Source organism: Treponema sp. UBA6852 (assembly GCA_002449305.1).
Taxonomy (GTDB): domain Bacteria; phylum Spirochaetota; class Spirochaetia; order Treponematales; family Treponemataceae; genus Treponema_D.
Map to the genome: position 1 here is coordinate 1 of DKDI01000033.1, position 13956 is coordinate 13956.

General features: G+C 36.6%; 10 protein-coding genes. 4 read left to right on the plus strand and 6 right to left on the minus strand.

Translation table 11 applies throughout. From position 1 onward, the window contains the following. Positions 1-92: 92 nt before the first annotated feature. Together B3209_RS06720 and pheT are read left to right on the plus strand one after the other, a co-directional pair. The gene (locus tag B3209_RS06720; RefSeq protein WP_296690271.1) at positions 93-368 is read left to right on the plus strand and encodes a hypothetical protein; all 276 of its coding nucleotides are present in this window, start codon (positions 93-95) and stop codon (positions 366-368) included. Between the two features lie 153 nt (positions 369-521). Further along, the gene (gene pheT, locus B3209_RS06725; protein ID WP_296663932.1) at positions 522-2819 is read left to right on the plus strand and encodes a phenylalanine--tRNA ligase subunit beta; all 2298 of its coding nucleotides are present in this window, start codon (positions 522-524) and stop codon (positions 2817-2819) included. Positions 2820-3030: 211 nt separating this feature from the next. Here pheT and B3209_RS06730 read toward each other — a convergent pair whose 3' ends face one another. The 4 genes from B3209_RS06730 to B3209_RS06745 form a co-directional block, all read right to left on the minus strand. Continuing rightward, positions 3031-4290: a glutamate-5-semialdehyde dehydrogenase gene (locus tag B3209_RS06730; RefSeq protein WP_296663933.1), complete on the minus strand. Its 1260-nt coding sequence runs from the start codon at positions 4288-4290 to the stop codon at positions 3031-3033. A gap of 9 nt (positions 4291-4299) precedes the next feature. After that, positions 4300-4839 (minus strand): hypothetical protein, encoded by a 540-nt coding sequence (locus B3209_RS06735; RefSeq protein WP_296663935.1) that lies wholly within the window; start codon positions 4837-4839, stop codon positions 4300-4302. Between the two features lie 65 nt (positions 4840-4904). Beyond that, entirely contained in the window at positions 4905-5735 is an 831-nt protein-coding gene (locus tag B3209_RS06740; protein ID WP_296663937.1) for a hypothetical protein, read from the minus strand. After that, entirely contained in the window at positions 5732-6856 is a 1125-nt protein-coding gene (locus tag B3209_RS06745) for an AAA family ATPase (protein WP_296663938.1), read from the minus strand. Before B3209_RS06745 ends, B3209_RS06740 begins: the two co-directional genes overlap by 4 nt. A 242-nt stretch (positions 6857-7098) precedes the next feature. On the opposite strand from B3209_RS06745, the gene B3209_RS06750 reads away from it, so the two are divergent. Continuing rightward, positions 7099-8310 carry a DUF6273 domain-containing protein gene (locus B3209_RS06750; protein ID WP_296663939.1) on the plus strand — a complete coding sequence of 404 codons (1212 nt, stop codon included), beginning with the start codon at positions 7099-7101 and terminating at the stop codon, positions 8308-8310. A 242-nt stretch (positions 8311-8552) separates the two neighbouring features. After that, positions 8553-11207 carry a response regulator gene (locus tag B3209_RS06755; RefSeq protein WP_296690273.1) on the plus strand — a complete coding sequence of 885 codons (2655 nt, stop codon included), beginning with the start codon at positions 8553-8555 and terminating at the stop codon, positions 11205-11207. A 6-nt stretch (positions 11208-11213) separates the two neighbouring features. Here the strand turns inward: B3209_RS06755 and nrdG are convergent, their stop codons facing one another. After that, a complete protein-coding gene (gene nrdG / locus B3209_RS06760; protein ID WP_296663943.1) occupies positions 11214-11699 on the minus strand; it encodes an anaerobic ribonucleoside-triphosphate reductase activating protein in 486 nt (161 codons plus the stop codon). Beyond that, complete coding sequence (gene nrdD, locus B3209_RS06765) at positions 11700-13877, minus strand: anaerobic ribonucleoside-triphosphate reductase (protein ID WP_296090359.1); 2178 nt, start codon at positions 13875-13877, stop codon at positions 11700-11702. It abuts the gene before it with no gap. Between the last annotated feature and the right edge of the window lie 79 nt (positions 13878-13956).

Below are 13956 nucleotides of genomic sequence, written 5' to 3' on the forward strand. Positions count from 1 at the left end.
AATTGTTGCACTTTATTTTTAGATCGAATGTCGAGTTTTAATAAAAACAGCTACTAGACAGTTATTTATATGCTAACAAGGCTGTCATTGCAATGCTTGACACGGCAATCTTTCCAACGGATTATCAACCGAGTTCCTTTCAGAAACATCGCAGGGGCAAGCACGGCAATGACAGTAAATTTACAAAACTCGAAGTTTGGGCTAATAAGAATATTGTGATTAACAGATTAAAGGATAAACTTTCTTCTTTAGATAATATCACTGAAGATTCAGAATTGTGGGAATATGGTGCATCTTGTTATGGAAATCCTTCGTCGATTTTGGGTTGTTGTGAAGAAGATGATTATGGAGACGAGTCATGGGCTTGAGTATGTGAGAAAAATTGTTAGATTTTTCCAATCCTTATGGCAATTTTAAATAATGTTTGTATTACAATTTGAAACTTCAAGTCTTTATTCCCCTAATTGCAGTTTTGCCATTGTTGTAATATAATCTATGCACACTATTTAATAGAGGAAACCATGCCTAAGATTGAAGTCAACGAAAAACTTTTTTTTAATTTGCTTGGAACTAAATACGACTGGGATACTTTTGAAAAGAAGCTTACATTTGCAAAAGCCGAACTTGACGAAAAGCCCGATGAATCTGCTCCAGAAAATGAGCGTGTTATAAAAATTGAACTGAACGACACAAACCGTCCTGACTTGTGGTCTGCCGGCGGAGTTGCAAGATGCCTTCGCGAGCACGAAGGAAAAGGCCATTCAGACTACAGCAAATTCATGTCGGATGAAGGGAAGCTAAAAGACACAGGAAATCGTCTTGCTGTTGTTGATCCGGCTTTAAAGCATATCAGGCCGTTTATGGTTTCTTTTGTTATAAGCGGAAAACCTATAGACAATGCGATGCTTATTGACATTATGCAGACTCAGGAAAAGCTTGCCTGGAACTTTGGGCGCAAAAGAAAAACAATTTCAATGGGCGTTTACCGCGCAGCAAATTTAAAGTGGCCGGTTCATTTTGTTGCAGCTGATCCAGACAAGGTAAGTTTTGTTCCGCTTCAGGGTGAAGAAAAACAGACTTGCCGTGAAATCCTTCAAAATCATCCAAAGGGAAAAGAATACGGCTGGATTTTAAAGGATTTTGAAAAATATCCGGTTTTGCAGGACGATTCTGGCGAAATTATGAGCATGAGCCCTATAATCAACAGCGCGACTTTGGGACAGATTGAAGTTGGCGACAAGGATTTGATGGTTGAGCTTACCGGCGTTGACATGAAAGACTTGATGCTTGCTGCGAATATTGTTGCCTGTGATTTTGCAGACGCAGGTTATGAAATTCTTCCTGTAAAAGTTCACCACGAATATGACACTGGATTTGGAAACGATGTTGTCATTCCTTATTATTTCCAGCAGACAGCAAAAGCCCGACTTTCTGCAATAAACAAAAAGCTTGGCAGTTCTCTTTCCGAGGACGAAGTGAAAGATGCTCTTGTGCGCATGGGAAGCAAAGTTGATGTTTTGAATGAAAACGGCGAAACTGTTTTTGTTGTGCATCCAGCTCCTTACCGCAACGACTTTTTGCACGAAGTTGATGTTATTGAAGATGTTATGATTGGAAAAGGCCTTGATTTCTTTAAGCCTGAAAAACCAAACGACTTTACAATCGGACGTCTTTTGCCAATTACCGTTTACAGCCGCAAAGTAAAAAATATTATGGCTGGAATCGGCTATCAGGAAATGATTTTCAATTACCTTGGTTCAAAGAAAACCTACATTGACAACATGGGAATCGATGGAAAAAATGTAATTGAAATTGCAAATCCAATGAGCGAAAACTATCAGTTTATCCGTCCGTCAATTATTGCATCTCTTTTTGAAGCCGAAGCCCAAAGCGGAAACGCAGTTTATCCTCACAAGATTTTTGAAGTCGGAAAAATTGCATTCATCGATGAAAGTGAAAATACCGGCACAAAGACAATTCAGAGCCTTGGATTTCTTACAGCTTCCAACAATGCAAACTTTAACGAAGCTGCAAGCGAAGTGAGCACAATTCTTTACTATCTTGACCATAAATATGAAGTTCAGGAAACAAATGATCCTCGCTTTATTCCGGGGCGTCAGGCTGGAATTATGGTGAACGGAAAGCAGGCTGGAATTTTTGGAGAAATTCATCCGCAGATTCTTGAAAATTGGCAGGTTGGAGTTCCTTGTGTGGCAGGAGAAATTGATCTTGAATATCTTATGGCGACAGAGCCTAAGGAGCACACTCAAAACATTCAGCCAAAAGAAGAGCACAAGCCTGAATCTTCTGCGCCAAAAATTGACCCGGTTGAATATTTTAACAAGCACATTGAGCTTAAAGTTGCAAAGATTTTGAGCGTGGAAACAAATCCGCAGGGCGACAAGCTTTACATTGAGCATCTTGACGACGGAAGCGGAACAGAGCGCATTATTCAGTCTGGCTTGCGTCCTTATTTAAAGGAAGAGGAGCTTTTGGGAAAACATGTTATTATTGCCGCTAACCTTGCTCCAAGAAAAATGAAGGGCGTTGAAAGCCGCGGAATGCTTCTTGCCTCTGACTATGTGGAAGACGGCGTTGAAAAAGTTGAGCTTTTGACAGCTCCTTGGGCAGCTCCTGGAACTCAAGTTGTTCTTGAAGGCTTTGAACCTTTTGAAAAGCCTTCAAAAATCGGCATAGACAAGTTCTGCAAAGTTGAATACAAGATTGTAAACAAAATGGCGCAAGCCGCCGGAAAAAATCTTGTTGCTGCAGGCAAGCCGATTGTAATGGAAAAAACAGTCAACGCGGATATTGAATAGTTTAAAACAAGCTGAATTATTGTATTAAGTATAAAAAAAGCAAAAGACCGTCCGAAAGGGCGGTCTTTTTTTTTGTATAAAAGAAAAAATGTCATTTAAAACAAACGCAGTAACCTAAAAAAACACGCCGAGTTTTCTAAAATTCTCGGCGTGAAATTTAAAAAGTACGGCGTGTTTTTAATAAATTCTCGCCGAGAATTTGCATTTATTTTTACCTAATCTGACCGTTTCCATCGATTAGGAATTTTGTCGTGGTCAAGGCTTCAGCTCCCATAGGACCTCTGGCATGAAGTTTTTGTGTGCTGATTCCAAGTTCCGCTCCAAATCCAAAAATTCCGCCATCTGTAAATCTTGTGCTTGCATTTACGTAGATGCAGGCTGCGTCAATTTGCTGCTGGAACATAAGGGCGTGGCTTCTGTCATTTGTGGCAATGCATTCGCTGTGCTTGGTGTTGTGTGTGTTTATAAATTCAATTGCCTGCTCTGTGGATTCAACTTGTCGGACGGCAACAATAAAGTCAAGAAATTCAAATCCAAAGTCGGAATCAACTGCTTCCTTTAAATTTTTGTAGCCTGCATTTTGCAAAACAGAATGGCATTCCTTATCTGCTCGGATTTGAACTTTTTCATCAAATTCCTTTGCAAGAAGCGGAAGAAATTCTTTTAGAACTTTTCTATTTACAAGGATTGTTTCAATTGCGTTACAAGCTCCCGGACGCTGCATTTTGGAATTCTGCGCAATTTTAGCTGCGTTTTCAAGATTCGCGCTTTTATCAACATAAAGGTGGCAGACTCCGGCTCCAGTTTGAATTACCGGAACTTTCGCATTTTCAACAACAAGATTTATGAGTTTTGCAGAGCCGCGTGGAAGAACTACATCGATTTTGCCGACTGCATTGAGAATTTCGTTTACTTCGGAATAACTGCCGGATTCACACAAATACAAAGCAGACTCAACGCCGTTTTTTCCGGCATTTTTTAAGCCTTCTTTGATTGCCTTTACAATGGCTTTGTTTGAATTAAGCGCAGAAGAAGAACCGCGTAAAAGGATAGAATTTCCGCTTTTGTAGGCAAGCGCAAACGCATCCGCTGTAACGTTCGGACGGCTTTCGTAAATAATTGCAGCGACTCCAAGCGGAACTCTTACTTGGCGGATTTCCATTCCGTTCGGAGCTTTCCAGCCGTCAACAATTTTGCCAACTGGATCTTTTTGCTGAATTACAGTTTTGATTCCGTCTAAAATATCATTGAATTTTTTTTCGTTTAGAGCCAGACGTTCAACAAGGGATTCTAGAGTTCCTTTTGCGCGCGCGTCTTCCACATCGGTTTGGTTTGCGCTTAGGATTTCCTGCTTGTTTTTTAAAATTGCCTCAGAAACACATTTTAACGCATTGTTTTTCTGAAGCTCTGTATAAAGCGCAAGTTGTGCCGCTCCTTTTTTTAATTCAGCGCAAATTGAATCAAGCTCCATGAAATTCCTCTAATAGTTTGCCAAAAAATAAATTCCAAGCAAAATGGCAATTCTTGTGCGTTCACTTGACCACTGCGCATCCCGCGGAAGGCTTTTTACATACCACCAGAAAATTCCAAATTCCGGATCGATTCTAAGCGCGTATTCTGGAAAATCTTTTGCTTTTGCCTGATTTCCGAACATAAGGTAAACAACATTGTCTAAAATAGAAAAAAACTGCGGATAAGCCTGAACATAATCTTTTGAATTTAACTGAACGCGGAATTCTTCAAGCTGATAAAGAATCTGCGCCTTAAGCTCTTCGTCGGATTTTTCAACCCAAGTTTTCTGAATTAAAAGCACAAGATTATTGTTAAAGCTGGAAACAAGTTTTGATTCCGTATCTGAATTTTTATCAGCGATTTTTTTGAATGTCTGCCCTGCGCCAAAAATATCTGCAAGCTGTACAGAAGAAGAAAGGGCTGCGTCATCCGAACTGGATTCAATAAGATTTTTCAACGCCTTGAGCGAATTACCATCCACAAATTTTTCTATAAGATTTTCTGACATAGGAACATTATAAATTTTTGCTTTCGTTGTTGCAATGGGTATTTTATATTGAAGAATTTATTGTATTAGCGTAAATATTCAAATAAAAATAAAGGGAAAGAATTTAAAATAGCGATTTTTTCTCTAATTAAATATTTGCTTAGCTGTTTGTTAAATATATTAAGTTGATTGATTTTGTCTTTTATAGCAGGAATTTCATTAATACTATGGCATATATAATTGGCTTTTTTTATATTTAAGTCTTTTACATGATTCCAATTTGATCTGACTTTATTGATTTCTTCTTCATCAATTACCTTGTTTGAGTTTTTAGGTAATTTGATTTCTTTTTCTCTATTTAAATCAAAAGTAATAAATCTTAAGTTTTGATAATACGAATTTTTAGCTGCTTCTTCCTTGAATTTTTTGCCAACAAACATATCTGTTTCATAATTGATATAATTTTCATCTGGCAATTTTTTCTTAAAATATCGGATAGATTCAACCATTGGATAGTCTATATAAAGCTTTCCTTTTTCGGTTTCATTATTAAAATATTCAAGAAGTTCTTTTATTTGATTGTTTTGTTCATCTACAGAAAGTTTGTTAAAATTGTCTTTTTGTTTTAAATCATAGTCGAAAAAGAGATATATTTCAGAAATTGAATCACTGCTTTTTACTTTATTAAGTTCATCATGTTTGTTTTTTGATGATTTTAGTTGTTCTTGTAAAACACTGACTATATCTGCAGAACCTCCGAAAATATCCAATTCTTTCATTTTCTTATAAAGTGAATAAATGTTGCTGCAATAAGAAACAATAATATCGTCTTCTATTGAGTTTGAGAGAAACAAATATTTCATTGTTTTATATAAAGCAGGCTCTCTTATTTCGCCTTCAAAGATAAAAAGAATCATTTGCCAAATGTGCCGCCACGATAGAGTTTTTCAAGATTATGACCAAGACGCAGCTCTTTCATTGTTGCATTATGAGCATTTACAATTTTATTTTTTGAACAAATATAAAAACAATCTGGTCTAAGCAAATCATTTGTGAATAAAGATGTATTGTGCGTTGTAAGAAGAACTTGGCAATTGCAAGCTCGTAGTTTTTCAACAACAATTCTTGCTAATTCAAAATGATAGAAAGCATCAAATTCATCTATAAAAATAAAAGATGGACATTTTTCTGGAACAGAGACATCTTCAAGCCAATAATATACTAAAAGCAAAGAACTCATTCCTGATGAACATGCCAAGCCAAAATCCAGTTTATTTTTATCATTGTATTTTATTAGTAATTGTTCTGTGCCATTAAAAATTCTATGGTCAAGTTCATCTTCAAAGCCAGCTTCTTTAAAGAAAGCCTGCAAGTCTTTAAAATGTCCACGTTTTACAATTTCACTGAAAATAGCTTGACCGGGATTTGGTGTATAACCTATAAACTCACGGGTTTCCAAAGACCAAAATAAGAGCATTTTATTAACAAAAGAAAATAGTTGATTAAATGCTGTATTTTCATCATTTTCTTTTAAAATGACATTCGATTTTATAAATCTTAATGCAGAGAAATTAAGTTGTGTTAAATCGATTTTTACATTTTCTGCACCTTCAAGACTTAGAAAAAGTTTATGCTTGTCTTTTAATCGGTCGTATTCAATTACTGTTTTACCATTGATTGTTAATCTTTCGGAAAGAATAGTTCTAACATCAGATTTTGAATATGAATAAATAATTTCTGATTTTCCAAAAACAAAATTATATTCAAAAAGGCTTAATTGATTATTAGTCTTGCGGTTAAGATAATTTATATAGTTTCTTGGATTTACAAAATTATCTGTAAGATTGGCTACAATATCAAAAATTGCAAGACCAAGAGAAGATTTTCCACTGGCATTTTTACCGTACATTACAGCTGTTTTTACAATGCCATTCTTTATAGTTTCTGTATTGAATGAGTAATTTCCTATAGCAGAAAAATCTATTGTTACAGGTTTTTCAAAAGCTTTAAAGTTACTTAGTGTTAGTGACTTGAGCATATTTATACTCCAATTTGAATATAACATATTATCGGAATAAATTTCTAAAAAAACAACCCCCGCCGTAATTTTTTTACGGCAAATATATGGTAAAAAAAATATATTACAGTTTTTTGTCTAAATGTTTGTCTCGATGCATAACTAGAAAAAAGTCTATGCGCAAATCCAAATTTAAACGATAAAAATATCTATGCCAAAACTATTATCTTCTTAGTCATATTTTGTAAAAAAGGAAGAACGGCATGATGAAAATGACAAAAGTTGTAATACCTGTTTTTTTATTTGGATTTTTAGGATTGTTTATATTTTCCTGTTCTAATGGTTCAGGCGGTGGTTCTGGAGATGATTCGTATTATGCGCCTGCAACGCCATCTTCAAATACTGGAAATTCATCAAACAATGGTGATAATACTGAAGAATTGCCTACAAACTACATAGACTCTCCGTATATTTTAAAAGCTGGGACAGATGGAAGCGCGGGAACGGAAGCAACTTATGTGCTTTTTGGAGAATGGCCGCAAACTGTAAAAACGCAGGATGTTGAAATTACAGAAGCAATTGACCAAGATAAACATCTTTATTTAGGTAGTGACGGCTGTAAATATTTTAAGATGCAGGCAAATCCAAATGCCTATAATGATGGGCTCTTCTCTGATGGTTCTAGTATAGTAGATGGGACTGAATATTACTTTAAAGTTGAACCAATAAAATGGATTGTTGTTACAAATGACTACAATGGAACGGGAAATGCTCTCCTATATTCTGAAAAAATTTTGATTTCAGGAATTCATTATGATATGACTATTTATTGGCTGCGGGATAATAGCGAAAATAATTTTGTATTTAAACGTTCGTCTTCTAAAGATAAAAATATTTATCCGTCAAACTATGAATATAGTTTTGTAAGGGCTGTGTTAAATGGCTTAAGCTATATAAGCCATTATGGAAATACACTGATTGATTCTTATAAAATTGACTCTTATGAAATAAAGTTCAAGGACAATGGATTTTTGCAGAATGCATTTTCTTCTGAAGGTCAAAATTTAATTGCAACAACTTATGTTTATAATGGTTCAGAGTCAATGAGATATTATTCAGGTACCAAAGTAGCGGACGGAGAAGAATCAGAAACAATCGATTTAAGGTGTAATGATACAAATGATAAAATTTTCTTGTTAAGTAAAAATGATTTAATTAAGTTTAAAGAAAAAACAAAATATAGCGATGATCGCTCTTCATCAGACCTTGCAAAAGCAAGCAATTTATATTCTCAAAAAAGCTATTTTACACGGACACCTGTCAAAGAAAAAGTTGATTATTATGAGAGATTTATCAATTCTGAAAACAGGGAAAATCGTTATTTTAATGTATATCTAAGTTCACTAGAAGAAGTTACTTCAGGAAGTACAAACTTTTCAGGCATTTGTCCTGCTCTTACAATCAAACTTGATTAATTAAGTTTCAAATATTTTACATAATTCCCCACTGCGATAACTGAACTTTTCACCCATTTCGTAGTGGGGTTCATTTAAAAAGTATTATTTCAAAATTTTTCCATATCCACTAAAATAAAAAAGATTGCTAAAAAATTCTTGCGGGTTTTGCTATGTTTGCTTTCTTGATGAAAAAGAATTGTTGGGTTTTATCAGTCTTGTTTTTTGTTTGCGGCGAATTTTTCTTTGCACAGGAAAATTCAGTGCAGGTTTATTATTGGCAAAGTTCAGACAGCGAGTTTTCTTCTGACTTTGCATTTCCTTCCGAATGTAAAAAAAGCGGATTTCGTTTTTCGCCGGGATTTGTAAAAGGTACTCTTTGGTGCGCCGTTCAGCGAAAAAATCCACAGAAATTTCCTGCGCAAATTCTTGACCTTGGTCCTGAAATTGTTGATTCCGTAGAACTTTATGTTTTTGAAAATGGCAGCTGGAAAAAAAGCAGCGTTGCAGGAAGAACGGTTTTCAATTCGCAAAAACCAATAAAATCCTGGAGAGTTTTCCTTGAAATTCCAGAAGGACATTTTTTTGATGAATGCTACATTTTAAAGATTAAGAATTCGGATTCAACTTCTTGCATATTCCGTTTTTTTACAATGGAGCGTTTTTTTGAGCAGACAGAGCATTTTTCATTTGTGCATATAATATTTTTTTGCGTTATGCTTGTTACGGCGGCAGCTCTTTTTGTTTTGTTTGCAAGTCTAAAGGAAAAACTTTTTTTGTATCTGGGCATTATGACTTTTGCGTTTTTTCTTTATCAACTTGCAATGAAAGGATTTGGCTGCACATACATTTGGAACGCTTTTTGCCAGAAACTGTTTTTTGTAAGATTCGGCTACATTGTGTGCGCCATTGGACTTTGTTTTTCGCAGATTTTGTTTTTGGAAAATCTTTCACTTGAAAAAAATTGGTTGTGTAAAAGAATTCTCGGCTTGATTTTATTTGTCTGCTTAGTTTCTGTTTTTCTGTACGGATTTTGCGATGATGTAAAAGTTCCATATATTGCGACAATTTGCTTTTTGATTTTGGGCTGCGCATTTTGCAGCGCGCTTCTTGTGCATTCATTTTTTAAAATAAAAAATATTCCGTCGCTTTTGATTTTTTCTTGGGTTCCGCTTTTTGTTTATATAATTTTCAGGCAGTCATTGCATCTTTTGCGTCTTAAATTCAATGTGAACTTTCTTTCTGTTTTTGACAATGACTATTATTTTGGCTACGACATTTGCTTTGTTTCTCATATTCTTATTTACGGCGTAAGCATTTTTGTAAAAGTCAGGCAAAGGCAAAATGAATTTAACATGCTTAGGGAATCTTCGTATTTCTTAAAGTCTTCAGCGCATGAACTTTTAGCTCCGGTTACGATTATTCAAAACTCTGTTGAAGAAATGGAAAACATTGTAAATGAATTTTTTAGGCAAAATAATTTCCGTGGGGGGGGGGCTTTAAAGAATTTTTTTGCCTGTGTAAAAAGCACGGATTGGAACATACAAAGAATAAAAAACATTGCGCTCATGGTAAACTCTCTTGAACGGCAGGAACAAAATATTCAGGAAGCTGCAAAAATAAAGTCCGCGGTTTTTGTTATGAATTTGTTTAGGCAATGTCTTGACAACTTTATTTCCTATGCGCGGATAAAAGGAATTGAAATTTCGTGGACTTATTCATGCGGCGAAGAACTTTGCGTTTTGATTTTTCCTTTGTTTTTGGAAACTGTTTTTATAAATCTGATTGACAATGCGATAAAATATTCCGTGGAAAAAAATAAAATTGACGTGAGCATTGAATGGGACACTTTGAGCAAAACACTGGTTTATAGAGTTTCAAATTTTTCTGAAAATATTTTGGAGCAGAACATTGAGCAGCTTTTTGCGTTTGGCTTCCGAGGAAAAAATATTTCAGAAAATATTGCTGGAATGGGAATCGGGCTTAATCTTGTGCGGCGGATTTGCAAATTGTATAACGGAAACTGCAATGCGGTTTGTGTTCCTGTTTTTAAGGATGGAAAAAATTTGCACAAAGTTGTTTTTGAAGCCCGCTTGCCTCTTGAAATTGTTTCCGGCAGCACTGATGAAAATTACGTTCAAAAGACGGAGCAGCTTTTCTATGAAAATGAACCTGAACTGAATATTTCCGCGCTTCAAAATTATGATTTTTTGCAAATAATGCAGGGCGTAAAAATTCTTTGTGCCGAAGACAATCTTTCGCTTTTGGAAAATATTCAAAATATGTTCAAGCCTTACTGCACGGTTTTTGCTGCTTGCAATGGAAAGGATGCTCTTGAAAAAATAAAGAAAGAAATTCCAGATTTAATAATTTCGGATATGGTTATGCCGGTTATGGACGGAAAGGCTTTTTTTGAAATTTGCCGCAAGGACGAAAATCTAAAGACAATTCCATTTTTGTTTTTAACGGGCGTGCAGGATTCCAAGCTTCGTCGTGTTTCAATTAAGGAAGGCGCGGTGGATTATATTTTTAAGCCTTTTTCACAAATGGAACTGCTTTTAAAAGTCTATTCGGTTTTGTCTTTAAAAATAAATGTTAAAAAAGATTTTGCAAGGACAATAACTGATTTTATAAACAAGACAGCAGAATCTTCTTATGGCGGCAAATTGAATTCAGACTTGACATTCGTGCCTGCCGTTGATTCAAGAGAAAACAGAATTTGTGCTTATAAAAAATTCGGCTTGTCGTCAAGGGAAATTGAAATCGCTGAGCTTTTGCTAAAGAATCAGACTAACAAGCAAATTGCAAAGGAACTTTTTATTGCTACCAGCACTGTTGCAACTCATATTCAGCATATATATGAAAAATTCGGTGTAAAAAATAGAACCGAATGGATTCAGGCAGTTATGAGCTTGTAGCTGAATTTATTTTAAATGGAGTATGCGCTGATTTCTTGAGCCGCGGAATTGCAGTGAAATATCCTTGAGTTCTTCTATAAAAGGTCCATCCACAAGAACATCAATGCAGCTTAAAAATTGCTCTGTAAAGTCGCAGTGCTTTTTTCCGCAGGAAGGAAGAATGTCCTTGTCGTAAACGTAGCCTGTGTAGCACCAGATTGTTTTTTTTGGAAACATTTTTTTTACTTTTGATAAAAACGGCGCAAGAACTTTCTGGTTTTCAGGCTCGAACGGCTCTCCTCCAAGAACTGTAAGTCCTGAAATAAATTCCTTTGAAAGAGCTTCGGTTATTTCGTTTTCTGTTTCTTCTGTAAAAAGTTTTCCGTACTGAAAATCCCAAGTGCATTTGTTAAAGCAGCCCGGACAATGAACTCTGCATCCTGAAACAAAGAGGGAAACTCTAACGCCCTCTCCGTTTGAGATGTCGAATTTTTTAATTTCTCCGTAGTACATTTACAAATGAAGCACACGCTCTTTTATTTCCTGTGTGCGTCCCTGATTCCAGTATTGTGTTCCAATGTAGCCGCAGGTTCTTCTTGCAACGTTCATTGTGGCCTGGTCGTGGTTTTTGCAGTTTGGACATTCCCAGATTAATTTTCCATCGCCGTCTGTTGCAATTTGAATTTCGCCTGTGTAGCCGCATTTTTGGCAGAAGTCGCTTTTTGTGTTCAGCTCTGCGTACATTATGTTGTTGTAAATGTGCTTTAAGAGAGCCATTACAGCTGGAATGTTGTTTTCCATATTCGGAACTTCAACGTAGCTTACAGCTCCTCCCGGTGAAAGTCTTTGGAATTCAGATTCAAATGAAAGCTTTGTAAATGCGTCGATTTTTTCTGTTACATTTACGTGGTAGCTGTTTGTGATGTAGTTTTTGTCTGTAACGCCTTCAATTATTCCGAATCTTCTTTTAAGGCACTTTGCAAATTTGTAAGTTGTGCTTTCAAGCGGAGTTCCATAGACGGAATAGTCGATATGCTCGGCTTCCTTCCACTTTTTGCAGGCTTCATTCAAGGCTTTCATTACATTGAGCGCAAAAGGTTTTGCATCCGGATCTGTGTGGGATTTTCCGGTCATATAGCGCACGCATTCGCAAAGTCCGGCATATCCAAGGGAAATTGTTGAATATCCGTTGTACAAAAGCTTGTCGATAACTTCACCTTTCTTTAATCTTGCCAATGCTCCGTTTTGCCATAGAATTGGCGCGGCATCAGATTTTGTTCCAAGAAGGCGTTCGTGGCGGATTCTAAGCGCTCTGTGGCAAAGTTCAAGGCGTTCCTGAAGAAGCTGATGGAATTTCATCATGTCGCCACCAGAAGAGCAGGCCACATCAACAAGGTTCAGCGTTACAACTCCTTGATTGAACCTTCCGTAGTATTTTGGCTTTCCAGTCAAGTCCAAGTAAGGCGTTAAAAATGAGCGGCAGCCCATGCAAGGATAGCAGTTTCCGTTTCCTTTTGCATCGATTTTTAGCTCCAGCATTTTCTTTTCGCTGATGTAGTCTGGAACCATTCTGCGCGCGGTGCATTTTGCGGCAAGCTCGGAAAGATAATAGTATGGAGAGCCTTGTTCCACGTTATCATTTTCAAGGACATAAATAAGCTTTGGGAACGCTGGAGTAATCCAGGCGCCTTTTTCGTTTTTTACTCCCTGATAACGCTGCTTGAGAACTTCTTCTATAATCAGCGCAAGGTCGGCTTTTTCCTGCTCGTTTTTTGCTTCGTTCAAGTACATGAAAACCGTTACAAAAGGAGCCTGGCCGTTTGTTGTCATAAGAGTTATGACCTGATACTGGATTGTCTGAACTCCGCGCTTGATTTCGTCTTTTACGCGCTGTTCAACCATATAATCAAACTGCTCTGAAGAAACCTGAAGTCCTGTGGCTTTGATAAGTTCTGTTGTTTCTGCCATGATTTTTTTGCGGCTTACGTCTACGAAAGGAGCAAGGTGAGTGAGCGTAATGCTTTGTCCGCCGTACTGGCAGCTGGCGACTTGCGCTATAATCTGTGTGGCTATATTGCAGGCTGTTGAAAAAGAATGCGGACGGTCAATTTTTGTTCCGCTGATTACAGTTCCGTTTTGAAGCATATCTTCAAGGTTTACAAGGTCGCAGTTGTGCATGTGCTGGGCAAAATAATCTGCATCATGAAAATGTATGATTCCCTCGTCATGGGCTTTGCAAATATCCGGATCCAAAAGAAAACGGCGTGTAATGTCTTTGCTGACTTCTCCTGCCATATAATCGCGCTGCACGGAAACTACGGTCGGATTTTTATTTGAATTTTCCTGCTTGACTTCTTCGTTATTTTCTTCAAGAAGGCTCATTATTTGCTGGTCGGTTGTATTTTCCTTGCGCAAAAGCTGATGGCGGTAGCGGTAGGTTATATAAAGCTTGGCAACTTCATAAGCGCCATTCTGCATGATTCCGTTTTCAACAAGATCTTGAATGTCTTCAACATTAAGAGCGTGTCCTGAATTATGGCATTCGATTTCAATATCATCAACAATGGATTCAATTTGGCTTTCTTTAAGGCGCTGTGATTCTCTTACCTGCTCATTTGCCTTTCTTATTGCCGTTGAAATTTTATTGCGGTCATAAACAGCTTCCGCACCACTTCTTTTGATGATTTTCATGCTTTTCCCTCTTTTTTTTTTAACACCGTTGTCTATATATGGTGTTAAAAGTGCCTTTAGTATACTAGCAGTAGTGTTT

Bases quoted from the DNA above. Each gene is read 5' to 3' on its own strand.
- B3209_RS06740 (WP_296663937.1), bottom strand. From the start codon at position 5,735: ATGATTCTTTTTATCTTTGAAGGCGAAATAAGAGAGCCTGCTTTATAT.
- pheT (WP_296663932.1), top strand. From the start codon at position 522: ATGCCTAAGATTGAAGTCAACGAAAAACTTTTTTTTAATTTGCTTGGA.
- B3209_RS06745 (WP_296663938.1), bottom strand. From the start codon at position 6,856: ATGCTCAAGTCACTAACACTAAGTAACTTTAAAGCTTTTGAAAAACCT.
- B3209_RS06730 (WP_296663933.1), bottom strand. From the start codon at position 4,290: ATGGAGCTTGATTCAATTTGCGCTGAATTAAAAAAAGGAGCGGCACAA.
- B3209_RS06750 (WP_296663939.1), top strand. From the start codon at position 7,099: ATGATGAAAATGACAAAAGTTGTAATACCTGTTTTTTTATTTGGATTT.
- B3209_RS06720 (WP_296690271.1), top strand. From the start codon at position 93: ATGCTTGACACGGCAATCTTTCCAACGGATTATCAACCGAGTTCCTTT.
- nrdG (WP_296663943.1), bottom strand. From the start codon at position 11,699: ATGTACTACGGAGAAATTAAAAAATTCGACATCTCAAACGGAGAGGGC.
- nrdD (WP_296090359.1), bottom strand. From the start codon at position 13,877: ATGAAAATCATCAAAAGAAGTGGTGCGGAAGCTGTTTATGACCGCAAT.
- B3209_RS06735 (WP_296663935.1), bottom strand. From the start codon at position 4,839: ATGTCAGAAAATCTTATAGAAAAATTTGTGGATGGTAATTCGCTCAAG.